This window comes from Virgibacillus sp. 6R (assembly GCF_001895305.1).
In the GTDB taxonomy this organism is placed as follows: domain Bacteria; phylum Bacillota; class Bacilli; order Bacillales; family Amphibacillaceae; genus Virgibacillus; species Virgibacillus pantothenticus.
In genome coordinates, this window is the sequence record NZ_CP017762.1 from 2,315,010 (window position 1) to 2,341,100 (window position 26,091).

Here is a 26,091-nt window from a genome sequence, read left to right on the forward strand (position 1 = left end):
AACCTTCCCTTTAATTAACGTCTTAAGCCTTCTCTTAAAACTTTTGCTACTTCTGGCCGCGAAAATTCCTTTGGCAAATCTTCGCCATTACGTAACTTCTCACGTACTTTCGTGCCGCTTAAATGCACGTGGTAGGTTCGATCATGCGGGCATGTTTTTTCGGTTCCCATATTTTCACATGCTGTGCAGTAAAAGGCATGTTCAAAGGCGAAAATTTGTATTCCCAGCTCCGCTTCGTATTGACAAATTAACTCCTGCGCTTCATAAGTTCCATAAAAATCACCGACACCTGCATGGTCCCGTCCAACGATAAAATGTGTGCAACCATAATTTTTTCGGACAATCGCATGTAGTATTGCTTCTCTTGGACCGGCATAACGCATCGCTGCGGGGTAGATTACTAGTCTTGTTCGATCTTGCGGATAATATTTGTCTAAGATTACCTCATAGCTTTTCATTCGAATCTCGGCTGAAATATCATCGGACTTTGTTTCTCCTACTAGAGGGTTGAGTAATAGACCGTCAACCGATTCTAAAGCACATTTTTGAATATATTCATGGGCACGATGCACTGGATTTCTCGTTTGGAAGCCAACAATGGTTTTCCATCCTAAATCTCTGAATAATTGTCTTGTTTCCACAGGATCAAGCTGATAGTTAGCAAATTGATTATTGGTTTTCTTTTGTAGGAGCCGAATAGGTCCAGCTACATATACATCCCCTTTTTCATAAACTTTTTTTACGCCTGGATGTGCAGGATCGATTGTGCCATACACAAATTTTGCTTCTTTTTCCTTTTCATAGCGAAACTTTTCGGTAAGGTCTAAGACACCATAGGCTTCATTATCCTCTCCCATAAGTGCAATTTGGTCACCTATTTCCAATGTTTCTGCTTGGGTTTGCTCTACATCTAGTGTGATAGGAATGCTCCAAATCGTACCATCCTCTAGCCGCATTTCTTCTACAACCCTCGTATAATCAGACTTACCCATGAAACCAATGAGAGGACTAAACCCACCATTCGCTATCAATTCCAAATCAGATAGATGCCAACTATTTAATGTGATTGTTTTTAAGTTCGCTATGGTTTGTAAATACATATCTCGTTCTTCACGATCAACTTGCCTTTGGATCAATTTGCCACCATGTGGAATACTTCCTAACTGTTCCGTTGTTGATATCACTTGAACTCCCTCCTATTCATTTTCATTACGTACCTATTTATCCCGATATAAGGTGCTGTAAGACTTCCTCTTCCAGACCATTACAACCAAGTCTAAGTGGGAGATATCAGCACCGAAATTCCCAATTCGCTCAGAAGCCTTTAGGTCACATCCTTGCTGTACTAGCAATCAGTGGGGGGAGATAAAAACCCCACTGATTGATAATTCACTTTATGGGACAATATATTGTTCGTAATAATAGTTCATTTCTACGATCATTCGGCCCATCTTGGGCTTCGTTGGATAAAAAACATCATAAATGTTATATTTTTTTAATTCCTGCGCGGTCACCATCCCAATTGCGGCAGCTAAGACATGTTCATGAAATGCAGCTATCACCTGCTTTTGTTCTTGATCTGAAAGGGATTGGAACAGATTCTGAACCTGTGTTTTACTTGTAAATATAACAGCATCTAACCATGAGCCTATTATTGCATCTTTTAACGCTCGTAATATGTCCGCATTCGGTTGCTTATAATAATAAGGTTTTGCCAAATAGACAGCATAGCCTAAATTCTCTAATGCGGCTTCTAACCACGCATCGTCTTGGTTATATGCCTGTATATATACACATTTCCCCTGCTGATCAGCATTAGCAAGTGTTAGCAATAAGTCTGCCATGGTGCCGTCTTGCGATACAAAAGCAGGAGAAATCGCATGCTTTTTTAACCAATGAAGTGTTTTACTGCCACGAACTGCTAACGTCGTTCGCTCTAGCTTCTGAATAAAATCTGAACAGCAATTTCGATCTCGGGCAACCCTTTCTAAGCTTTCTGCTCCTATCCCAGTTGTTAGAATGATAAGGTCAAACGGCTCTGACAATAAAGAAGAGATATTTTCTACACATGTATCTTCATCCAATACTTGTTCGCCTTGGATAGGAAAAAACGAAGGTATAGCCTCATATTTTTTTACTAATGTTGCTATCTGGTCTGCTTTTCGTGTAGCAGCTATACCTATCCTTTTGTTATATAACCCCTTCACTCGCATTCATCCTTCCCGCTATCTGCTTCAGCGACTGGAGTGCCTGCAGCTGTTTATCTTTACATAGAAATTCATCGGAAACGAGAGCTTGCAATTGCTTTTTCTGTTGCTGCTTATCCAATGTGGATTGTTTCAGTAGCTGCCTGCTTTGATATAAGAATTCCACATAGCCTATATAGTCCTTGTTATAGACAGCTTCGAGTTCTTGCTTAATTTTGGCTGCTAGCGTTGGACTTGCTTCATTGGTTGAAATACTGATAGATAATCTTCCTTGCTTTAAATGAGCAGGAAAATGAACATGACTTTCCACTGCATCGGAAGCATTATTTACAAGACACCCAGCTGGTGCTGACCGACATACGAATTGGTTCACCAATTGATTGTTAGTAGCTGCAATAACGAGCACAGCCTGTTGAATATCCGTAGCCTCGAATGTCTTTTGTCGCCATATAAGAAAGCCAGCTTCCCAAGCCCTTCGAATTGCTTGATTAATCGTAGGACTAATAACGGTAATTTGCGCACAGCTTTCCATCATTGTATTTACACGTTTTGCTGCTATTATGCCTCCACCAACAATAACTACTTGCTTTTCTTTTAATTCAACCATTAATGGAATACGGGCCATTCATGTAACACCCTTTTTATCATATTAGCTTTACGATATTGCCTCGATAACACGATCCTTTAATGCTTCCTGCATTGCGGGATGCTCCCCTAAATGCTGACAAACAACGATTTCTTTATCTGTACCCTTAAATTTTGTAACCTTTTTATGAATATGTCGCATTAGAAATCCGGTAAACCAGATATATGGGACAATGACGATTTGCGAATTTTTCTCTGTAACCGCCGTTTGCAGCTTTTTATCAAAAGATGGTTCACAAGCTGCTAAATAACAGGCTTCAATGTGGTTCAGCGTCGTTATTCGTTTCAGCTTACATACAATCGTTTCTATATCCATAACTGTTTGTGGATTGCTACTTCCCCTGCCTATTAACAGTATCTTCATATCTGGTCTCCGTTCTGCAACTGCTTGGTCGATGCGCTCAGCTAATATCTGGATAATCCGATCCTGTACACCGAGAGGCTGACCATAGGAAAACGAAACCGCTGGATATAATGCCCTTTGTTGCGCAATGACCTGCGGGATATCATGATAATAATGACCTGCCTGTAATAATAGAACAGGTATGATTGCGATGCTGGTTGCCCCTTGAGCTACCAAATTAGCTATTCCCTGCATCATATTAGGAGAAGCCAATTCGAGAAAGCAGATTTCCTGCAAGGGGAGATTCACTTGTTCTTTCACTGCCTCAAGAAATGCCGTTGCCTCTGCCGTAGCATCAGCATAGCGACTCCCATGACTTACATAAAGCACTCCTTGCATTATCATATTTCCCCTTTCATCAACTGCTTACAGCACTTGGCGACTCGACTTCGTAAGCCATCTCTTCAAACCACTGTATCTGCTCACGCAATCGAACAACATCGCCAACAATAATCATCGCAGGGTTTTTAATCTGTTTCGCTTTTGTTGCTATTGTTTGCAACGTACCTGTGACCGTTTGTTGTACTTCCATTGTCCCATAATAGATAGCGGCAATCGGCGTCATTGCATCCCTGCCATATCGAATCAGATACTTGCAAATTTCAGGAAGGTTTTTTACGCCCATATAGATACATAGGGTATCCGGGCCCTTAGCAAGATGCTCCCAATATGCTTCACTATCTTCTTCCTTCCTAGTTACACCCGATACAAAGGCAACGGAGGAACTAATCTGACGATGGGTTAACGGGATCCCTGCATAAGCTGGCGCGGCTGATCCAGAAGTGATTCCTGGTACAATTTCAAATGGAATCTGATATTTTCCTAAAGCTAGAGCCTCCTCTCCCCCTCTTCCGAAAATAAATGGGTCTCCACCTTTTAATCTCGTAACAATCTTTCCTCTTCTTGCATAATGACAGAGTAATCGGTTGATTTCTTCCTGTTTTAACGCATGGTGATCTGGACGTTTCCCACAATAGATTCGTGTTGTTTGTTCAGGTGCATAATCTAATAATTGTTCATTCACCAAACGATCATATAAAATAACATCTGATTGACCGATGATCTTGACACCTTTTACCGTAATCAAATCGGGGTCTCCTGGACCTGCCCCCACCAAATATACCTTTCCCATAGCTCCCTCCGCCTCTCTATTAATATCGCCTAAAACCTCCACTATCGATGAAAATCGAGTCCGGAATATACAGCTTCTACATAATTTGCGCGAATAACAAAGTCTCCAAAACGCTCCCCAACAAGCCTTTCCTTTGCATACTGATTTATAATCGGTCCGAGTGTATCTAAAATCTCCTGTTCTCCTATATTTTCCCGATAGAGCTTACTTAATCGTTCTCCGGTGAAGCTTCCACCAAGATACATATTGTACTTGCTAGGACCCTTACCAATAAAAGCTATTTCAGCTAGAGCTGGTCGTGAACAACCGTTTGGGCAGCCTGACATACGTATGACAATTTCTTCTTGGTGCAGACCTGCTTCTTGAAGAATCGCTTCTATTTTTTCGATTAATGAAGGTAGGTATCTTTCTGATTCTGCCATTGCTAAAGCACAAGTCGGTAAAGCTACACAAGCCATGGAATTACGCCGCAGCCCACTAAGCTGCCCACCATCTGTTAGTTTGTACGTTTGGATTAGTTGCTCGATGTGATCTTTCTTTTGTTTCGTAACATTTGCAATCACTAGATTTTGATTAGGTGTTAAGCGAAAATCTCCCGTATGAATCTTTGCTATTTCCCTTAGTCCTGTTCTTAATGGATAGTCATCCGTATCCTTTACACGGCCATTTTCAATGAATAATGTGAAATGCCATTTGCCGTTTCCCTCCACCCATCCGTAGCCATCCCCATTATTTTCAAACTGGTAATCTTTCGGTTTCTTCAGCTCCCAGCCTAATCGTTCATGTAACGTTTGCTTTAGCCAATCTATACCCCTTGCATCAATAGTGTATTTGAATCTGGCATTCTTTCGGTCGGACCGATTTCCATAATCTCGCTGAATTGCAACAATTTGTTCTGCTACAGCAATCACTTGACCAGGAGTACAAAAACCAATCACCCGCCCTAATTGCGGATACGTATTGGAGTTTCCGTGCGTCATTCCCATCCCACCACCGACAGAAACATTAAAACCTACCAGCTCATCAGCTTCTTGAATGGCAATAAAACCGAGGTCTTGTGAGAATACATCAATATCATTTGATGGAGGTACTGCAATGCCAATTTTGAATTTTCTTGGTAAATAGGTTGCTCCATAAATTGGCTCTGTTTCCGTTTCATCTCGTGAATCCACCACTTTTTCTTTATCTAGCCAAATCTCATGATATGCTCCCGTTCTTGGGGAGAGATGGTCACTAATTTCTTGAGCCCATTTCTGAACCTCTGTATGGACTGCCGATTGATACGAATTGGTATTACACATCACATTTCGATTTACATCACCACAAGCGGCTAATGTATCCATAAGTGTATGATTAATTTCTCTTATCGTATTTTTCAAATCCCATTTCAAAATGCCATGCAGTTGAAATGCTTGCCTTGTAGTTAAACGAATGGTTCCATTTGCATATTTGTCAGCAAGCTCATCCACCACAAGCCATTGCTCAGGTGTAGCAATCCCTCCTGGAACCCGTACTCGAAGCATAAATTGATAAGCAGGCTCTAATTTTTGACGTCTACGTTCATCTCGTAGATCACGATCATCTTGTTGATAACTTCCGTGAAACTTCAGCACCTTATTATCATCAGCAGAAATTGCTCCTGTGATCGGATCTGCAAGCCCTTCCGTTATCGTTCCTCGTAGAAAATTACTTGCTTCCTTTATTCGCTCCATATCATCTAGAGGTGCTTTATGAAGTGCATCTTTTTCCTTTGCCATTGAGTTGAACTCCCTTCACTAACATGCGTTTTAACTAGCCTATAACCCTATTAATTCAGTAAATTAATATACATCTCGCTGATATCGTTTTTCTAGACGCATTTGCTGCAAGTATGCTTTAGCCTCCTCCTCACTCATGTCTCCCTCCTGTCTTAATATGGTCATCATCGTTTGATGGACATCCCTCGCCATATGCTTCTCATCTCCACATACGTAAACAGCAGCGCCTGCTTTTAACCAGTTATAAAAATCGTTGCTTTTTTCAAGCATCTTGTGTTGCACATATACTTTTTGATCGGTATCCCTTGAGAATGCAACATCCATTCTCGAAAGCACACCTGCTTTTAGCCACTTTTGCCAATCTACTTGATAGAGAAAATCACATGAAAAATGCTGTTCGCCAAAGAAAAGCCATGTTTTTCGTTTGGCTTCGGTTTCCTCCAACTCCTCCAAATAGGAACGAAACGGAGCCACTCCCGTACCAGGTCCAATCATAATGACAGGCGTTTGGGGATCATTAGGAAATTGAAAATTAAGATTTTGGTGAATATACACCGGTAACTTGTCACCTATTTCCACTCTTGTTGCAACTTGACTAGAACAAACACCAAATCGCTTACGTCCATGAGCAACATAATTTACCTTTCCAATCGTTAGATGAACCTCGTCAGGGTTGGCTTTGTAACTGCTGGCTATGGAATAAAGTCGAGCAGGCAGCTTTCGCAATATGCTCACAAAATCCTTAGGTGCCAGCTTTTTCGGTGGAAAATCGGTTACTAAATCGAGAACATCCCTTCCCTTTAAATAAGAGTTTAATTTTTCTTTATTAGTTGCTTCTAAAAGTTTGGTTAATGCTTCATTCGCAAACAATCTTGCTGCCTTTTCTAACATAGATGTGGTTAAAACGGTTAGCTCGAAATGGGAAAGCAAAGCTTCACGTAATGACTTTATTTCCCCCTGCTTATTCACAGATAGATCTTGTTCAGCGTCCCATTCCAGCTCTTTTATGAGTTGCTCAACTAATACAGGGTCATTTTTCGGATAAATCCCTAAACTATCTCCTGGTTTGAAGGTAAAGTGGGATCCATCGAGAGATAGTTCCAAGTGATGTGTTTGTTTCTTAGAACCGCGACCGCTTAAGTTTATATTGTCTATAACCTCGGCCATAAATGGATTTGTTCTTGAAAAAACAGGGTTTTCTGAAATGTTCATACCTGCCTTTTGCTGACTTAAAAGCGCGTTCTGGTCAGCAGCATCCGTTGCCTTCTTTAAAATACCGAGAACACCGTCCATCCACGCAGCCGCTTGTTCATCAAAATCTAAATCACAATCTACTCGGTCATATATCCTCTCTCCACCTAATTCTTCTAGGCGTTTATCAAAGTCCTTTCCAGTTTGACAAAAAAATTCATATGACTCATCACCAAGTGACAACACGGAAAAACGCAAATGTTCCAATTTAGGTGCTTTTCTACTATGAAGAAATTCATAAAAAGATATCGCATTATCTGGTGGTTCACCTTCGCCATGGGTTGCCGTTATAATGAATAAATCCTCTGTCTTTTTTAATTTACTTGGCTTAAAATCATCAAGAGCTGAGAAGATCACCATAAAATTAGCTTCATCTAGTTTCTCAGCCATCCTTTCTGCTAGTGAACGGGCTGTTCCTGTTTCTGAGCCGTATAATACCGTTACTGTTCTCTGGGATGGACCACCAGCACTCACCAGCTGACTATCCATTTGCAGGACTTGATTACTAGTGTGCTGGATTTTTTTAGATATAACAGCTGAAAGGTAGCCACTTAGCCAAACCTTTTGATTATTCGTTAAGGTTGGTAACAATCGACTTAATTGTTCTATTTGCTCTTGATTAAATGGGCTATTTGTTACATCCAACGACAACGCTCTCACCTCACTACTATTTTTATATGCAAGCTAAAACTTAGTATACCAATTAAATTACTAGGAATTAAATGAAATAAAAAAGATGAGTTCTCAGACCATCACGAATCATGTTTATTATTTGCCGTATGCAGACCACATTCTGTTTTCGTTTGCCCCGTCCATCTCCCTGCACGCAAATCATCAGATTCCATTACTTGCGAAGTACAGGGAATGCACCCAATACTTGGGTAATTCCTGTCATGTAGTTCATTATATGGCAATTGTCGTTTTCGAATATAATTCCAGACATCATCCCAAGTCCAATGTATCAATGGGCATACTTTAATGCTTTTAAATCGTTCATCTTTATTCACAAAGTCAGTTTTTCTACGACTTAATGACTGCTCTCTGCGCAGTCCAGAAATCCAAGCAGGCACACTGTCAAGTACCTCTTCCAGTGGTTTGATCTTACGGATAAAACAACATTGATCTGGTTGTCGCTTCCATAAGGCTGAGCCATGCTTTGCAGCCTGTTCTTCGACGGATAAATCAGGTTGCTTTAGACGTATTCGCAAATCAGGGTATCGTTTCGTTACTTCATCAATAAGATCATACGTTTCTTGAAAATGTAATCCTGTATCTAGAAAGACAATCTGCGCATCTGGCTTCACATGAGATAGTAAATCAATTAGTACCATACTTTCTGCACCAAAGCTGCATGCATATACAATGGAATCTCCATATAAATCATATGCCCAGCTTAAAATAGTGATGGCACCCTTCGTATCATCATTAGGGTAGAAATCTTGAAAAGGATCGGCAGTAAAATTTTGATAAGAAAGTATTTGACGTGTCAAACATTTCCCCTCCTACGTTGTTCTCAAATATAAGAGCGTTAGGGTATCTAGATCATTTGTTGTGCTGGAAATAGAGAGTGAAGTCAAAAATAGTGGATAGAAGTTACGCTTCTTATTCAAATGATAAGAAGAGCAATTATTCCATTTATCTTATGCTCTTCTTACTTATCAGATGACTCGTTAGGCAATGTAGCACAACAATAGTAAAACCTGTTTCCAATTATAGAGTTACCAAGTCTCTCTAAAAAAGAATCTATGCATATATTGCTTGATATATTAAATGTTTTCCCAAGAAAAGTCAATCCCTTTTTCTAAAACATGAGAATAATTTGATATTCTCTTTATATTCAAGAAACAGATAAGTGTGACCGTAAATTTAATAGGGACCAGAAAAATAATCTATCGATTTGCCGCTTTACTTGCATCTCTCCGCTTATTAGGATAATGCTTTAAGTCCGACGACACCGATAATAATCAGTACTAAACTAAAAACGCGTAGCTTATTCGTCGATTCGCCGAAGAAAATCATATTCATTAATACAGCCCCAGCCGTACCGACTCCCATAAACACAGAATAGGCAACACTTACAAGTAAATGCGAAAAGGAAGCATAAAGAAAGGCAAAGGATGCACCTAGCCCCCCAAGATACAATAACCCATTTGCAACCGTCTTATTTTGGCTATATAATCGCAAGCCTAAAACTCCTAAGATTTCAAATACGGATGCACATGCTACTAAAAGCCAGCCCATTATGAATGCACCTCCTGCTTTGCTGATTGATTTGGCGCATCAAATAGTTTCAAGCCGATTACGCCTACGACGAGAAGAAACATAAAGAAAATTTTCCCCATACTTAAACTGCCATCAAATATATATACATCCATCAAAGCTGTTCCTACTGTTCCAGCTGCCGCAAAGATAGCATATACGGTTCCAGTTGGGATTCCTTCGCATGCTTTGGATAAAAAATGTAGATCTAATAAGATAGCACTAATAATGAACACCCAATGCCACCAGGTGGAAGCTATGTTAAAGCCATAAATCCAAATTAATTCAAATACACTTGTTAAAATAACGTAAATCCATGATTTATTCATTTTTTATAACCATTCCTTTCGCTTTGCTCAAGGCATAAAATTGCATGGATTATCAATGTCCTGAGCAATTTTTCACTATTCTAGACTTATATTTTTCTACTTCTTATGACTGACTATCAGTCATTTCTGTGGGAAAGAAAAACTTGGTTTACGCCAAGTCGGTTACATACAGGTTTGTTTTCTCTTCCTTCATTTCCCCAAACTATTTGCATAATGCATGTTTGGCAAATTCCAATACTTCTTTCTTTTTCTGATTCGCTTTTTCTTCATCTTGCTTATCAAACAAATAGGATTGTTCAGCCGCTGCTTCAATTAATCCGATCAGTAATTTAGCTGTTGCCTCCACGTCCATATATTCACGCAAAATAGAAGCAGCTTTCGGTTGATTTAAAAATTCCTGCATCCAGGCGTAATAGGGCTCATAAATTTTCTCCCACTCACTTAAATATTGACTCGATGCCAATCCTGCAAACATAAGCGCGTAAATTTCTCGATAATCATTCGTTATTTGGAAGGCAACATGAACCACCTGTTCTAATTGTTCGATAAATGCTTCATCGCGATTGACTTCTTCTTCCATTGCTTCAACGATTTTTTTAACCATTACTTCAGCAATGGACGGCATCACTGCTAGCTTGGATGGGAAGTACAAATAAAAAGTTCCTTGGGCAACGCCAGCGCCTTTAACAATATCAGATACCTTCGTTTTTTCGATCCCCTTTTCACGAAAAACGTGGATGGCTGACTGTACAATCTTTTGTTTCTTATTATCCATCTCCTCACCTCGATAAAGAATTTGACTGACTATCAGTCATTTTATAATAACTTAATAATCCTGTCAACTTACCATCTTACCGGATTTTCTTACGCTTACTGCTTACGAAAAATAACGAACGAAAAGAATTAACTTAACACACATCATATATTTTAGAAAAACTTGGCTTGTCGCCAAGTCTTATGGCGGAAGCCTTTGTTTTTCTTATACTATAAACCAAAAAAACTTATACTTTCCTATAGTGGAACAAAGGCGCAGGGCACCCGTTTAGCAACATAGCGAATGGAACGAATCAACTAAAGATAAAGTGAACCTTCAATCAGCGGGGGGTTCTTCCATCCCCGCTGATTGTTAGTACCACCAGGGTATGACCTAAAGGCCCTTGAACGAATCGGGGATTTAGGTGCTGTTACCTCCCACTTCAACTTGTTTAGCTCACCGCTTCCATTCTTGAAGTGGGAGTCTACAACGCCTTTTTACGGGATAAAGGAATCATGCCACTAAAACAGGGGTATGCCGACGATGGGCGGCAAGCCCGTTTTTAGTCGGCCTTCCTCTTTGCGACGAACCGATGAGGCCTTATCGTAGGGTCCATTTCTAAAGTCGCATCGTTGCTGGGCGATAGTGCCGGACGTGGCTATTCAGTTATTTCGTTATCTCCAAGCACCTCATTTTATACTTTTGTATGAAAATACCCTTGGCTAAAGGCAATACGAAGCTAAGCCCTTCATCATTGATTTTTTTTTTTTGAGGGGCTCATATTTATATCACTTTGTTTTTAAATCTACCTAAGCTGGTTGCTGATATGATGATGAAATACGATATCCCTTCCTCTTTAAATATTCGATCATTTTTAACTCTTTATTTTTATGATGCTGTTTCAAATAATCTGGTCCTAATTCCTGATAAGGTTCTCCTGTTTTTAAAATATTATAAGCAATGGTTATAAGTAAATGAGCGGAAGCCATATTTGCTTTTTTTCTTCCTTGTCGTTTTGCTATTCTTTTTCGATGTGCGGTTATTCGATTATTCTGTCTTGATGTTCCTAATACGCATTCTATTGCCATGGTTTTTAACGCTTTGTTCCCTTTGGTCGTTTTACTGTTCTTTTTTTTCCAGCACTTTCGTTATTTCCGGGGCTTACCCCTACCCATGAAGCTAAACGTTTTTCTGTTTTAAAGACGGACATATCTACGCCCATCTCAGCAACAAATACAGCGGCTGCATCTTTATTCACACCAGGAATGGTATCCAGTAGGTCTACTTCTCTCCGATAAGGCTCTAAACATTGGTCAATTTGTTTTTCCAATCTTTCCAATGTTTCCTCCAGATAAATCATGTGTTCCCAGTGATAACGCAACATATCCCGATGATGGCGACGAATTCGACCGTTGATCGATTCTGCTATGTCTGTTAGGCTGGACTTGACGCGCTTGTGGACCATTTCCCGAAGGCTTTTTTCCTCTATTTTTTCACCATTTATAATGGCCTCCAAAATTTTTCGCCCCGATTCACCAAAAATATCTGACAGAACAGAAGTAAGCTTGATATTGGCATCTTGAAGAATTTTATGGATACGATTCTGTTCAGCTGTACGATTATTAACCAGCTTTTTACGATAGCGGGTTAAGTCTCTTAAATCCCGAATATCCTCAGGAGGCACAAAGCTGCCTTCAATAAGTCCACTGCGTAGTAGCTTTGCTAACCATTCTGCATCCTTGATATCTGTTTTCCTGCCAGGGACATTTTTAACATGTTTGGCATTGGCAAGCACAAGACGAAACTGATTTTCGAGAATATTCCATACCGGCTTCCAATAAACACCCGTACTTTCCATCACCACATCCGTTACTCCAAATGATACCAGCCAGTCATTAAGTTCTAGCAATCCTTTCGTTGATGTTGAAAAAGATTCAATAGACTTTTTTGGTCGTTTGTCTAAGGGACCATATAATACACAAGCTACCACTGTTTTCTGGTGTACATCCAAGCCTGCACATCTTTCCATCATTGCTTCCATGGAAGAACCTCCTCATCATTAAATGAACAATACAAATGACAGTAGTTTTCTTGCAAAATTTTTGTATTCGTGATCTAGTCACAATAGATGGTACTTCTATACTGTCACAACCCGTTTCTTACGCAGGGTATCCCCTTTCAGGATCCGCCAATGTATATTCGATCTGGTTGTATTGTTATTAGGGTTATACCCACATTTGAATACGGTATATACCTCTATTTCGATTTAAAATTTATTTTCATCATAGATGGTGGCTCGCGCTCTAGGCGAGCCATGGTGGTTTCTTATCTTTACAAAAAAACAAGAGGACACTTAGCCCTCTTGTCTCTATGCTTTCGTCGTTTCTAGATTTTCATTTTCCCAATTTATAAATCCGCCTTTTACGTTAATGACGTCAAATCCTTGATTTATTAAAATGCTTGATGCAATTGCCGAACGCTTTCCTGAACGACAATGGACCGCGACAGGCTTATCCGGAGTTAATTCATCCGTTCTTTCTGCTAATTCTGGGAGTGGAATATGCTTAGCATTTGGGATATGCGCTTCATCCCATTCATCCGTATATCTTACATCTACCACTTGAATATGGTCATGTTTTCTTTTTTTGTCCACTTCAGATGGTGATTGCGTTTCATACGTTAACAATTTGGATGCGCTATCAATAACAGATGTGGAAAAAAATCCTTGTAAATTGTCCATTCCCATACTAAGCATTATTTTACGTAAATGAGCAAATTGATATGGTTCGGCAATAAGATATATCGATTTTTCATAATCGGCTAAACGACCGAGCCATTCGGCAAACATATCGGGATAAGGAAGGTTAATCGTTTTAGGGATACTCCCCGTAGCAAATGCTTGGATGCTTCGTGTGTCGATGACAATCGTCTGCTTATCATTAGCTAATTCAGCAACCCCATCGCCAGCCAGCTGCATTTCTACCGAATATGGAACTTTGGATAGTGGCGTCATGCCAGTTTTATTTACCTCCTTCATCTTTGCAAAATAAGCAGGCGGCTCTGGTTGACCATCCAATAAGAATTCGACAAAAGCAGCTTCTTCTGTTGGCTGAAAAGCTGGATTAAACAATCGCTCATAGCCGACCGTACTTGTCGGAACTGCCCCAAGCGCTTTTCCACAAGCACTTCCAGCTCCATGACCAGGCCAAATTTGTACATAATCAGCGTACTTCTTAAACTTTTGTAAGGATGCGAACATTTGCCGTGCACCTTCTTCTGCTGATCCTGCTACACCTACTGATTTCTCTAATAAATCAGGGCGACCAACATCCCCGACAAATACGAAGTCGCCTGTAAACACACCCATTGGCTTATCAGCAGTTGCCCCATCTATTAATTCATACGCCATATGCTCTGGAGTATGCCCAGGGGTATGAAGTGCTTTTAGCTGTACATTACCTAAGCGGATTATATCTTGGTCGCGTACGCCTTGAACGGGTAATGCGTTATCCCATTCATACCCTCCGTTTTCGTTTCCTTCTAGAGAATGATAAATAGTTGCGCCTGTTCTCCGTGCTAGCTCGGTGACTCCTGATACAAAGTCAGCATGAATATGGGTCTCGACTGTTGCGACAATATGAAAACCTTGCTCTCTGGCAATCTTTAAATAATCTTCTATATTTCTTGCAGGATCAATAACAGCAGCTTCCCCTGTAGCTTGGCAAGCTACCATATAGGATGCTTGCGCTAATGAAGAATCATAAAAATACTTCAAATACATGAAATAACCCCCTTTCATTCATAAAGTACGTTGCATATTTGGTTTATCCCGCATATAAGGTGCTGTAAGGCTCCCGCTTAGGAGTTGGATAAATTGTACTGCCACAAGTCTAAGTGGTAGAGAACAGCACCTCCATGCCCTGTTTCGTAAGAGGCCTTTAGATCATACCATTACGGTACTAACAAGCAGTGAGGAATGAATGAACACCTTACTGCTTGAAGATTCACTTTATTTACCTTAGAAAAACTTGGTTTGAGCTAAGTCTTATGGCGGAAGCCTTTGTTTTTCTTATACTATAAACCAAAAAATCTTATACTTTCCTATAGTGGAACAAAGGCGTAGGGCGCCCGTTTAGCAACGTAGCGAATGGAACAAATCAACTAAAGATTTAGGAATCATGCCACTAAAAACAGGGGTATGCCGACGTCGGGCGGCAAGCCCGTTTTTAGTCGGCCTTCCTCTTAGCGGCGAACCGATGAGGCCTTATCGTAAGGTGATCTCGTGAAGACGCATCGTTGCTGGGCGCTTGCGCCGGACGTGGCTAGTCGGTTTTTTCGTTATCCATAAGCACCTAAGTTTATACTTTCTTATCTTTCTAGAAAGAACCCAATTATGCAGCTGGGGATATCCATTTTGCTTAGTTAATTTCCTTTTTGCAATAGTACCAATCCACGCATTCGTATTCCCTATTATTCATACGTTCATTCGCTTCTGCTTTTGTTTGAGGCGGTTTAACGATCCCCTTATCACCAGGTTGCCAATTTGCAGGTGTTGAAACCCCATGTTCATCAGTAGTTCGCAAAGCTTTCACAAGGCGAACAATTTCTTCTATGTTACGTCCTGTTGATAGAGGATAATAGATTAACGCACGAATCGTCTGGTTATCATCAATGACAAATACCGCTCGTGATGTTTCTGTACCATCGGATTCAGGCATAATCATTCCATATTTCGTAGCAACTTTCTGGTTCAAATCAGCAATGATTGGGAATTCAATCGTTGTATTAAAATTCTCTTCCATATTTCTGACCCAAGCAATATGAGAGCTGACACTATCAATACTTAAGCCAATTAATTCTGTATTCATATCACGCAGACGGTCGTAGACTTCCTGGAAAGCTACAAACTCAGAGGTACATACGGGCGTAAAATCAGCTGGATGCGAAAACAACACGACCCATCTCCCTTTATAATCCTGTAAAGAAATATCTCCGTGGGTCGTTTTTGCAGTAAAATCAGGTGCTTTTTCTCCTATTCTCGGCAAACTATATCCTTGTGTCGCTTGTTCCAAATGATCCATCGTAAATCCCCTCTCTACTTTTATTCATTTATTAGTTGGTGTACCTCTATCTTATTTGAGTGAAACGTAATTTACTCTAAAAATTGAAATTGTCATAAATTATTAACAATTATAGCAAGAAAGGGACAGATAATCCTTTGGCAGCTTATACAAATTTCATACGGACGTATATTCAAATATGCTCTATATTAGAACAAAGGCGCAAGCGCCCGTTTAGCAACGTAGCGAATGGAACGAATCAACTGAGATAAAGGAATCACGCCACTAAAAACAGGGGTATGCCGACGCCTGAGCGGCAAGCCCGTTTTTAGTCGGCCTTCCTCTTTGCCACGAACCGATGCTGACTTATCATAGGGCGCATTTCTAAGTCGCCTAGTTGCTGGGCTCATGCGCCGGACGTGGCTATTCGGTTATTTCGTTATCCTCAACTGGCTGAATAAGAAAGCATTTGATTTAAAATTACGTTTAAATTTACTTCTAGGTTTCGCTTCATAAAAGGCAGGTCTTTCTCATGAAGAACTAAATATGCTAACGCATTTGCACCCGATGCAAATGAGCAAAAATACCATCACGATCCAGTAACTGCTCATGACTGCCTTCCTCTTCAATTCCATCCTTCGTAACCACCATAATTCGATCAGCATTTTTAATAGTGGCTAACCGATGTGCAATGACAAGTGTCGTGCGATCTTTAGCAAGTTCTGTTAATGCCTTTTGGATGATCATCTCCGTTTCAGTATCCAAAGCAGAAGTCGCCTCATCTAAAATTAAAATTGGTGGATTTTTTAAAAACATACGTGCGATTGCTATGCGTTGCTTTTGCCCTCCCGACAGCTTTAAGCCTCGTTCACCAACCTGAGTTTCAAAACCATGAGGCAAGTCATTAATAAATTCTTCCATATGAGCCCGACGTGCTGCTAATTCAATTTCCTCATTTGTCGCATTCAGCTTGCCATAAGCAATATTTTCACGTAACGTCCCAGTGAATAAAAATACATCCTGCTGGACAATACCGATTTGCTGACGCAAGCTTTCCTTTGTCATATCCCGAATATCAGTGCCGTCGATAGTAATTTTTCCGCCATTGACATCATAAAACCTAGGAATTAATGAACAAATAGTCGTTTTTCCAGCTCCAGAAGGTCCAACGAAAGCAATTGTTTCTCCAGCCTGAATGTGAAAGCTTAAATCATTTAAAACCGGCTTTTGCGTTTTTTCATATGTAAAAGTGACATTATGAAAGGCAATATTTCCATGTAAGTAAGTTACAGGCTGCGCATCGGCTTTATTTTGCACATCTGGGTCAACATCCAATAAATCAATAAACCGTTTAAAGCCGGCCATCCCCTTTGGATATAACTCCAATAAAGCGGTAATTTTTTGAATCGGCGTAAATAGTACATTAACAAATAAAACGAAGCTGACAAGTTCGCCAATTAACAACTCATCACGATAAGTCAACCATGCACCAACTACTAATACTAGTAGTGTAATGACACGCATAAGCATATAAATATTTGAATGGACAATTGCCATCACTTTATAAGCTCTGATCTTTGCTCTGCGAAAGCTATTATTATCTTTGGTAAACCGATTCATTTCGTATGCTTCATTCGTAAATGATTGGACAACACGTACTCCTGATACAGCGTCTTCTATACGAGCATTGACACCAGCAATGTCTTCATACATCTTCTTCCATGCTTTATTCATTTGAATATTACTAAAAGCAATTAGAAAAACCAGTATAGGTACAGCAAATAAGATAATCAGTGCGAGCTTCATATTAATAGTAAACATAATCATAAATGCTCCAACGAAGGTCATCAAGGAAATGAAGAAATCTTCCGGTCCATGGTGTGCCAATTCACCAATATCGAATAGATCATTGGTTATTCGGCTCATAATATGACCTGTTTTTGTATTATCAAAAAATCGAAATGATTGCCGTTGTACATGATGAAACAATTCCTGACGCATATCTGTTTCAATATTTATTCCTAACTTATGTCCAAAATATGTGACAACATATTGCAATACTGTACTAAGTATATAAACAAGCAAGAGTAGCACACTGACAAGTACAATTAAATCCCAATCGTTTCCCGGCAACAAATCATCGATAAAATACTGTACCGCGACTGGAAATGCTAGCTCTAAAGTGGCGACAATAACTGCTGATGTAAAATCGACGATAAATAAACGCTTATGTGGCTTATAGTACGAAAAAAAACGTCGTAACATAACTCCCTTACACACCCCTTCCTCAACCTACAGGAATTATACGGTTAATCATACAGCTTGGCAAGTTTGTCTCATTGCATGCATATCTTTGAAAATAAAGGAGCTGTTTATGTAATGAGCAGTTTAACTCTTTAGGACAAGGATAAAGTGAATCTTCAATCAGTGGGTTTTCATTCATTACCCACTGATTGTTAGATGAACGAATCGGGCATTTAGATGTTATCTCCCACTTAGACTTTGTTTTTATCCAACTCCTGAAGTGGGAGTCTTACAGCACCTTATATACGGGATAAACCTCAACATAATTTGCTTCGTTAGTGTGTGGAAGATAGGAAAAGAATCTATTTTGAAAAGAAAGGCGGATACGATGAAAAAACAATTAACCAAACCACTGTATTCTTGGGTATGCTATTCCATTGCATTTGTTTTTTTAACATCGGGGACTATGAAACTCGTTGTAAGTGATTTTAAAGTGTCTTTTGCTGAATTAGGTTTACCTTTTCCAGAGTTAACCCTATTTATCGTTGCAATTCTCGAAATTGCTTGTGGGATGTTTATAGCTGGGAGGTCTTACCTTCATCTAGCTGTACCACCTTTAATTTTAATTATGCTTGTAGCATTATATTTAACAAAGCTCCCTATTTTATTAAGCCAAGGATTACTATCTTTTTTATTTGAGGCACGGTTAGATATTGTTATGCTAATTTTATTATTAATCATCTGGGATAGGAAGGAGAACTAACTCTAGAACCAATTTGTACCATGCTATCTATAGCAAAACTCTAAACATAGGAGACAGCTTTAATTCGTTTAGTTTTACTACTTTCTCTACAATTTCCTTTATACTTGTGAACAAAGTATAAGTTATCCTCTCCTACTGTTGATAACTGGTGTATAAATAGGGTTATGCCTGTTGAAAAGCTGTTGTCATCCACAAAGTTATCCACATATGCACAGGTGTTCGCAGCTATTTTGTTTTGTGTTTTTTTTCACATACAATATATTGATTTTTAACCAAAAAATTATTAACAATTTGTGTATAACTTCTGTGTTTCTGTGGATAACTATTTAATTTTCAACATCACATCTTCTCCTGACAGCTTTCTGATACACATAATGAAGCAGATCTATAAATAATTTTTTATCGTGGAGTTGGGTGATCAGTCCCAGTATTAAGAACAAAGGCTCGGGGCGCCCGTTTAACAACGTAGCGAATGGAACAAATCAACTAAAGATAAAGGAATCACGCCACTAAAAACAGGGGTATGCCGACGCCTGAGCGGCAAGCCCGTTTTTAGTCGGCCTTCCTCTTTGCCACGAACCGATGATGCCTTATCATAGGGCGCATTTCTAAGTCGCCTAGTTGCTGGGCGATGGAGCCGGACGTGACTATTCGGTTATTTCATTATCCACAAGAACCTAATTTTATACTTTTGTATGAAAAAAAACGCTATTTACCATTATATAACTTAGGTAGTATTTCAAGAATCTAAACATTATAAAGCAAAATTTTTCATCATAGATGGTGGCTTGCGCTCTTGGTGAGCCATGCTGGTTTCTTATCTCAGAACAAAAGTGAGTAGCTCGCTTGTCGGATTATTCCCTTTTTATATCGAAGCTTCTAGTCTCCCGCTTGAACGATAATGAAATAAACTTTGCGCATATAATAAATAACGGTAAAGTTTCTTGTCGCGCTACAAGAAGCTACTTGCAAAAAGTTATCCACTAAGTCAAACATGATTTCTTTACAGAACAAAAGCTAGGTTATCCACAATGTGGGCAACCTAGCTTTTTATTCCTGCGTCCCTAATTGAATCGTTGTTTTTTGTTTTTTACCACCTCGATAGTATGTGACAGATATATCGTCACCGACTTCTTTTTCCTGATAAAGAATTTTACGAAGATCAATCATATTCATTACTTGTTTTCCATCTAATTCTGTGATAACATCCAACCGCTTCAAACCAGCTTGATCTGCAGGGGATAGTGGTTCTACACTCCAAACGTAGACGCCCCCTTTAATATTTTCTGGAAGGCCTAACGTATTGTCCCACTCTGTTTGAGGTACCTCATCTAATGAATAAATTTCTACTCCTAAATACGGCCTGGTCACTTTTCCTTCTGTTTCTAGTTCTTCCATAATTGGCAGAGCAGAATCAATTGGAATGGCAAAGCCTAACCCTTCTACTGCTGTTTGATTGATTTTCATGGAGTTAATCCCAATCAATTGACCACGTATATTGATTAACGCCCCACCACTATTACCGGGGTTAATGGCTGCATCGGTTTGAATCACTTCTGCTTGCCAATCGGCTCGACCGTCTTGATTAAAATCTTGTGGAATGGTTCGTTCTGTTCCACTAATTACTCCTTGTGTCACCGATCCAGAAAACATGAGTCCGAGTGGATTCCCAATCGCAATAGCAGGTTCGCCTGTTTTTACATTTGCAGATGAGCCAATTTCGATAGCTTGATCCACTTGAGATCCATCCATTTTTAACACGGCTAAATCAGAAAAAAGATCGGACCCTACTAATTCAGCTTCAACATGTGTATCATCAGCTAACACAACCTCAATCGTATCCGCACCTTCTACAACATGATGATTGGTTACTACAAAAGCCGTTCCATCTGCCTTCTTATAAATGACACCTGAACCTTCACCAGCCTGGTTGTATTCCTCTTGTTGTTGCCAAAAATCCATTTGGTTCTGAATATTAATTACTCCAACTACTGCAGGGGCTACTTGATTAATAACTTCTGTGATCTGCGTTGATACATCTACATTCACCACTTCTGTTGGTCCTCTACTTCCCCCATCTGAACTATCTATTCCACGCTGATTATCCTGTTGTTGCTGCGAATTTGACAGAAGCCCGGTATCTACAAGTGCAGGAAGTGCTACCGTTACAAGTAAAACACCAAGGATGGCACCAAGCAGCAATGGTACAAGCCAGCTTCTTTTTTTCTTTTTCGGATTCGGTGGATAGTGCTGATCATAATATCCCATATACCTACCCCTTTAAATTTATCAATTACGAAATAGGAAATTATCCTCTTCCTGATTGACAAATGATTGTCTCTTATTATTCCCCGAATGCGTGCAAAAATAACCAAATTTACTAGCTTACCTCGAAAAGTGGCGTAGGTTTATCATGATACGTATCTAACAGATCGATAGCTATTCCCCGTTCTTGTAAAACTTGATCCACAGACATTCTCGCCAGATCACGCATATTATTATCTAAACTTAAATGCGCTAAATAGATGCGTTGGGTATTATTATCAATAATATCCGCTAAGGCAAGTCCACAATCTTCATTAGAAATATGCCCGGAATCCCCGAGTATTCTCCGCTTGACATTCCAGGGATATTTCCCCATTCGCAGCATGCCTACATCATGATTTGCTTCAAATATATATGCATCTGCCCCTTCGACCGTTTTCTTAATTCGGTCCGATACATAGCCTAAATCGGTTACCAGCGCTACCTTCTTGCCTTGATGGTGAAATGTATAAAACATTGGTGCTACCGCGTCATGCGATACACCAAAGGATGCAACATCCATATCACCAAATGTCTTTACTTCCTCCATATGGAAATAAAATTTTTGATCGATAGATATTTTTCCAATCGATTTTTCCATCGCTTTCCATGTTTTTTCATTTGCATAAATGGGCAATTGATATTTACGAGCAAGAATGCCCAAGCCTTTTATATGATCACTATGTTCATGGGTTACTAAAATACCTGAAAGCTGCCGCGGATCAATGTCAATCCCTGCAAATAACCGGTCCATCTGCTTTCCACTTAACCCAGCATCAACGAGTAATTTTTCCCGCTCTGTTTCAATATAAAATGCATTGCCTGTACTACCTGAAGCTAATACACTAAAACGTAAAGTCATTCAAAGTCACTCCGATTATCCTCTATACTGTCTTCCACGATGAATCGATTCATAACATCTAACAAATCCTGTTTCCACTCTACATCATTATTCAACTGTTGCACTAGGCTCTTATAGCTCTTTATGGTATCTGAAATAAATTTCGTATCATCACCAGTACTCACATACCCTTCAACTGCATTCACAAAGTAATTTCGCTCTTTATTTACCGTTATTTTGTACGTTGGCGCAAATACTTGCGATGATCCTGTATCAGACGCAATACGTGTATAGTATCCATATTCTACAGAGGTGACATTATCTTCTGGGTACAATTCATTTTGGTTGAATAAAGTACCGATAGCACTGATTGGTTCATAAAGTGTGCTAGGTTCCCCCTGCTTTTGTTCTTTCCCTAACATGGTTTGTGTATAAAATATCATCTCATTATCATCATTTAGAAAAACAAGCATCAAGCCGTAACGATTATAATAAATGGGCCGATCCTTTTTTTTCTGAAAGAATAACAACACGTTTGAATCCTTATCCCAGCCATAATACTTATAGTCATCGGGAAAAGCAGTGTAGCTCATTACAAGCTGGCTAATATTCGCAGCATCTGATGCTTTTGGTAATGGAATCGCCTCCTTAAAGACAGATACAAGAAGCGTTTCATTAATGACCTCTGTTTCCTGTTGCTTTAATGCAGCTATTTTTTGATAATCTGCTTCCGTAAATTTTTTCGGAGCAATATTTATATACGTGTCCTTCGACACATCTACATGCTTATCACTAACCTTAATATTTTCCTGCTTCAGCTTTTCTTCCACGGTGGGATCATCCGGATTTGTTCGGTCGTAAGATTCTACACTATCTTGTTTATCCATAAATTCGACAAACAAATAAATGTTGAGGATTAAGAAGCATAAAATAAATAAGGTTTTAATTTGACTCCACTGCATCTCTTAATCCCCCCTCTGTTGCGAAGCAGAAGTATCTTGTTCTGGGAACAGTCTTTTCCATTCTCCATTAATTTGTATAAACCAAGTCGGTTCTAAAATGACGGAGTTATCCGTCTGATATTGAAAATCATAGCCTAATTGGATATTTTGAATCTGTTCAATACTCCATGTGTCAGATAACTCATTGGTTACATATTGGATTACTTTTTCTCCTGAAGGAACATCGACTTCTTCGGTGTTTACTTCATTACTTAGCTTCAATAACGAGCGGTTATATTGATAAATGTCTTGCCCTTCAAATTGAATTTCGATAAAAGAAAGTCCATTGCGGCTATGAACAGGATATCCATTGTAACGCATTTGATAAATTACACGATTAGAAGCAGCATCTAAATCATATAAGCTATAGTCCCCAAACCAGCCATCGTGTGAATCCACCCTTGAAATACTACGATCAATTAATTCAACCGGATTGACACTACCAGAGGGATTACCAACCGCGTTTGGATTATAAAATTCTAGTTTCGTTTCATGATGCTGAATTCGCATCTCCCGCTCACTATCTGCAAAATAAAACTCTCCAATACCTCTATCCCCTTTATCAGAGCGGCTCACCCTTGTAAGGTTAGGAAATAACGCCCTTACAAATAAGTCTGGAGGAATTTTGTTAACAATAAGCGAACGCTTTTGTAGACCGTCTGTATTACTAGGGATGAAAATTCTCTGATTGTTTTCTTCTTTTTCATCTTCGTTAACTAATATATACTCGGTAAGGCCTTCACGAGATGCAAATAGTTTCTCAAGCTTATTATAGTTCACGGAATCATTTAAGGAAGCCATCGCTTGTCGTCTTCCATCTATTGATGGAAACTGTACAGAAATCGTAGCTGTATCCTTGTCCAGATATAAATAGATTCGATCAAAGGACCAAGTTGCTTCGATTTCTTCCGTATCTGGAAAATGAAACAGATTAGCGGCAATTTGAATCGGAAGTGCATCTGGAAAAATAATTTCTGCATCATACCCTTTTGGAGCCCGGTTTCGGTTTGACTCTCTTACACTAAAGTCTGTAAATATCCATGTTTGCATATCTAGAAAAAATTGCTTGTTTTTTTGCGGATTTTTATAACCTAAATGCTGTTCACCAGCGTGAAAAATAATAGAACTTGGTTCAATTACATTGCTTTTTGTTTCCATCTGTTTGCCACCAACGCTAGTTTCACTGACATTTTCCAAGTCTTCTAGTTCTTCAAATTCGGATTGGTAATTCCATAAACCAAATGTCAGTAACAGACTAAGACCGATTAATAAAACTAATATAATGGATTTAAACGTTTCTAGCTTCATTATGCACCTCTCCGCTTCTGATTCATAAGCGGAAGCGTAAAGTAAACCACTGTTCCTTTACCTTCTTTGCTTGTCGCCCAAATTTGACCATGGTGTGCTTCCACAAGTTCTTTAGCAATGGCTAACCCAAGTCCTGTTCCACCAAGTTTTCTTGTTCGTGCTTTATCTGCACGATAAAAGCGTTCAAATATCTTTTCCAATTTATCATACGCAATACCCATTCCCTGATCTTGAATACTGATTAAAAGATGGTGGCGTCTATATTCTGCTTTTAACCTAATGGTCCCACCTTCAGGAGAATATTTGATCGCATTGGTAATAATATTGTCGAGTACTTGCGTCATCTTATCCTTATCCATCCACACGTAGTAGCTGCCGTTTGGCAACTCCCGCTGCAAATGAATTCCCTTTGGTATTTGCATTTCAAATCGGTCAATAATTTGATGATAATAACTTACAAATTCAACGCGTTCCTTAAGCAGTGGGTATTCTTTCGCATCCATCTTAGAAAGCTGTAGCAAATCATTGACCATGCGGATCATTCGCTCGGTCTCATTATGCACTACATTCAGAAATTTAGGTGCAATTTCTTTATCTTCCCACGCTCCATCATTTAAAGCTTCGACATAGCTTTTCATTGTTGTAAGCGGCGTCCTAAGCTCATGTGATACATTTGATACAAATTCTCTCCGCTCTGCTTCCACCTTTTCCTGTTCCGTTACATCACTGATAACCGTAATAAATCCGGTGATTTCTCCTTCCTCATCTAGTACAGTAGAAAAATTGGCTCGGATAATGAAGTCCTCTTCATCATCCCCAAAGTCAATAATCATGGAACCACTATTGTGTATTTCAGAAATATCAACGACTTTCTCTTCTAAATGTAATACATCTAATAAAAACAAGCCGATCACATCATCTGGATTATGACCAATTAATCGCCCTGCCGCCTCATTCATTAACGTAATGGCTCCAGAACTATCTGTTGCAACAACACCATCCGACATATTGGATAAAACAGAACTCAGCTTCCTCCGTTCTTCTTCGATCGTTGCGTAGGAATGCTTTAATTGACTATTTAAATCATTAAAGGTTTCAGCTAGATGACCGATTTCGTCCCATCCGTATACGTTAACCTTTTGGGTAAAATCACCTCTAGCCATTTTCTGAGCTTGTCGGCGCATTTCAATAATCGGTTTCGTAATTGTTCTTGCGACTAAGATACCAATAAAAGCAGATACAGTAATGGCTAATACTGATCCTTGAAAAAAGATCTCGTTAATGCTCATTAATTGATCATAAACTGGCTCTAAAGATGCTTCTAAATAAATCACACCTAAAACTATATCCCTGTTTCTTTCATCTACAATAGGATGAGCAAGCACATAAAACCGATCATTTCCTTTTACATTTTTATTTTCTTCTGTTGAATTGGTTGTCAGTGTTCGCTGAATAATCCCTCGCGTCGTTTTTTTACCAACTTCATCACGAGAATTGTAGTCATTTGTTGCCACTACTTTACTTTGATTATTAACAACTTGCAGACTCGTAATATCCTGTGCATCTATTTCTGCTACAATGCTTTGAATTTCTTCTTCCAATGTTGGTTCGTTTGGGTTATTCTCATCACGCTCCCGATTAAATGCTTTCTCCAAATTGTAGCTAAGTAATTCCACCCGTGACCCAATCGAGTCTTCAAAGCTGTTCACTAAATTCTTTTCCAATTCAGTCGTAAAAAAGGAGCCGATAACCTGAATAGCTACCAGCAATAACAAAATATAAATAATAATAAACTTTAGTTGAATAGAACGGAAAAAACCGACTTTTTTCATG

Annotated in this window: 22 protein-coding genes; 1 reads left to right on the forward strand and 21 read right to left on the reverse strand. The window is 39.3% G+C overall.

Features of this window, described 5'->3' with window-relative positions; translation table 11 throughout:
* Positions 1-14: 14 nt before the first annotated feature.
* The 16 genes from sat to BKP57_RS10490 form a co-directional block, all read right to left on the reverse strand.
* Positions 15-1,184, reverse strand: coding sequence for a sulfate adenylyltransferase (gene sat / locus BKP57_RS10420; protein WP_373688090.1), 1,170 nt, complete (start codon positions 1,182-1,184; stop codon positions 15-17).
* Positions 1,185-1,394: 210 nt separating this feature from the next.
* Positions 1,395-2,207, reverse strand: a complete 813-nt coding sequence (locus tag BKP57_RS10425) for a uroporphyrinogen-III synthase (RefSeq protein ID WP_083547242.1) — start codon at positions 2,205-2,207, stop codon at positions 1,395-1,397.
* Positions 2,191-2,832, reverse strand: coding sequence for an NAD(P)-binding protein (locus tag BKP57_RS10430; RefSeq protein WP_072741501.1), 642 nt, complete (start codon positions 2,830-2,832; stop codon positions 2,191-2,193). The genes BKP57_RS10425 and BKP57_RS10430 overlap by 17 nt, the downstream gene beginning before the upstream one ends.
* Positions 2,833-2,862: 30 nt before the next feature.
* Positions 2,863-3,594 carry a sirohydrochlorin chelatase gene (locus BKP57_RS10435; RefSeq protein WP_072741502.1) on the reverse strand — a complete coding sequence of 244 codons (732 nt, stop codon included), beginning with the start codon at positions 3,592-3,594 and terminating at the stop codon, positions 2,863-2,865.
* A gap of 19 nt (positions 3,595-3,613) precedes the next feature.
* Positions 3,614-4,387, reverse strand: coding sequence for a uroporphyrinogen-III C-methyltransferase (gene cobA / locus BKP57_RS10440; protein WP_072741503.1), 774 nt, complete (start codon positions 4,385-4,387; stop codon positions 3,614-3,616).
* A 41-nt stretch (positions 4,388-4,428) separates the two neighbouring features.
* Positions 4,429-6,144 carry an assimilatory sulfite reductase (NADPH) hemoprotein subunit gene (cysI, locus tag BKP57_RS10445; protein WP_072741504.1) on the reverse strand — a complete coding sequence of 572 codons (1,716 nt, stop codon included), beginning with the start codon at positions 6,142-6,144 and terminating at the stop codon, positions 4,429-4,431.
* Positions 6,145-6,207: 63 nt separating this feature from the next.
* Positions 6,208-8,046 carry an assimilatory sulfite reductase (NADPH) flavoprotein subunit gene (locus BKP57_RS10450; protein WP_072741505.1) on the reverse strand — a complete coding sequence of 613 codons (1,839 nt, stop codon included), beginning with the start codon at positions 8,044-8,046 and terminating at the stop codon, positions 6,208-6,210.
* A 101-nt stretch (positions 8,047-8,147) separates the two neighbouring features.
* A complete protein-coding gene (locus BKP57_RS10455) occupies positions 8,148-8,885 on the reverse strand; it encodes a phosphoadenylyl-sulfate reductase (RefSeq protein WP_072741506.1) in 738 nt (245 codons plus the stop codon).
* Positions 8,886-9,321: 436 nt separating this feature from the next.
* The gene (locus BKP57_RS10460; RefSeq protein WP_050350625.1) at positions 9,322-9,636 is read right to left on the reverse strand and encodes a DMT family transporter; all 315 of its coding nucleotides are present in this window, start codon (positions 9,634-9,636) and stop codon (positions 9,322-9,324) included.
* On the reverse strand, positions 9,636-9,983 hold the full coding sequence (locus BKP57_RS10465; protein ID WP_050350624.1) for a DMT family transporter: 348 nt from the start codon (positions 9,981-9,983) through the stop codon (positions 9,636-9,638). Before BKP57_RS10465 ends, BKP57_RS10460 begins: the two co-directional genes overlap by 1 nt.
* 202 nt (positions 9,984-10,185) lie before the next feature.
* Positions 10,186-10,758 (reverse strand): TetR family transcriptional regulator, encoded by a 573-nt coding sequence (locus BKP57_RS10470; RefSeq protein WP_050350623.1) that lies wholly within the window; start codon positions 10,756-10,758, stop codon positions 10,186-10,188.
* Positions 10,759-11,546: 788 nt separating this feature from the next.
* A complete protein-coding gene (locus tag BKP57_RS22840; protein ID WP_232231383.1) occupies positions 11,547-11,825 on the reverse strand; it encodes a hypothetical protein in 279 nt (92 codons plus the stop codon).
* Between the two features lie 5 nt (positions 11,826-11,830).
* Positions 11,831-12,778: an IS110 family RNA-guided transposase gene (locus BKP57_RS10475; RefSeq protein WP_232231385.1), complete on the reverse strand. Its 948-nt coding sequence runs from the start codon at positions 12,776-12,778 to the stop codon at positions 11,831-11,833.
* A gap of 327 nt (positions 12,779-13,105) precedes the next feature.
* Positions 13,106-14,518, reverse strand: coding sequence for an MBL fold metallo-hydrolase (locus tag BKP57_RS10480; RefSeq protein WP_050350622.1), 1,413 nt, complete (start codon positions 14,516-14,518; stop codon positions 13,106-13,108).
* A 637-nt stretch (positions 14,519-15,155) separates the two neighbouring features.
* Positions 15,156-15,818 carry a peroxiredoxin gene (locus tag BKP57_RS10485; RefSeq protein ID WP_050350621.1) on the reverse strand — a complete coding sequence of 221 codons (663 nt, stop codon included), beginning with the start codon at positions 15,816-15,818 and terminating at the stop codon, positions 15,156-15,158.
* A gap of 528 nt (positions 15,819-16,346) precedes the next feature.
* Positions 16,347-18,062 carry an ABC transporter ATP-binding protein gene (locus BKP57_RS10490; RefSeq protein WP_072741507.1) on the reverse strand — a complete coding sequence of 572 codons (1,716 nt, stop codon included), beginning with the start codon at positions 18,060-18,062 and terminating at the stop codon, positions 16,347-16,349.
* 367 nt (positions 18,063-18,429) lie between these two features.
* On the opposite strand from BKP57_RS10490, the gene BKP57_RS10495 reads away from it, so the two are divergent.
* Positions 18,430-18,804 carry a DoxX family protein gene (locus BKP57_RS10495; protein WP_050350619.1) on the forward strand — a complete coding sequence of 125 codons (375 nt, stop codon included), beginning with the start codon at positions 18,430-18,432 and terminating at the stop codon, positions 18,802-18,804.
* Between the two features lie 1,050 nt (positions 18,805-19,854).
* Here the strand turns inward: BKP57_RS10495 and BKP57_RS10500 are convergent.
* From BKP57_RS10500 to walK, 5 genes are all read right to left on the reverse strand, one after another.
* On the reverse strand, positions 19,855-21,072 hold the full coding sequence (locus BKP57_RS10500) for a S1C family serine protease (protein ID WP_050350618.1): 1,218 nt from the start codon (positions 21,070-21,072) through the stop codon (positions 19,855-19,857).
* A gap of 112 nt (positions 21,073-21,184) precedes the next feature.
* On the reverse strand, positions 21,185-21,970 hold the full coding sequence (locus BKP57_RS10505; RefSeq protein ID WP_050350617.1) for an MBL fold metallo-hydrolase: 786 nt from the start codon (positions 21,968-21,970) through the stop codon (positions 21,185-21,187).
* Positions 21,967-22,911 (reverse strand): two-component system regulatory protein YycI, encoded by a 945-nt coding sequence (locus tag BKP57_RS10510; RefSeq protein ID WP_050350616.1) that lies wholly within the window; start codon positions 22,909-22,911, stop codon positions 21,967-21,969. The genes BKP57_RS10505 and BKP57_RS10510 overlap by 4 nt, the downstream gene beginning before the upstream one ends.
* 3 nt (positions 22,912-22,914) lie before the next feature.
* Entirely contained in the window at positions 22,915-24,258 is a 1,344-nt protein-coding gene (locus BKP57_RS10515; protein WP_050350615.1) for a YycH family regulatory protein, read from the reverse strand.
* Positions 24,258-26,090 carry a cell wall metabolism sensor histidine kinase WalK gene (gene walK, locus BKP57_RS10520; protein ID WP_050350614.1) on the reverse strand — a complete coding sequence of 611 codons (1,833 nt, stop codon included), beginning with the start codon at positions 26,088-26,090 and terminating at the stop codon, positions 24,258-24,260. Before walK ends, BKP57_RS10515 begins: the two co-directional genes overlap by 1 nt.
* Position 26,091 lies beyond the last annotated feature (1 nt).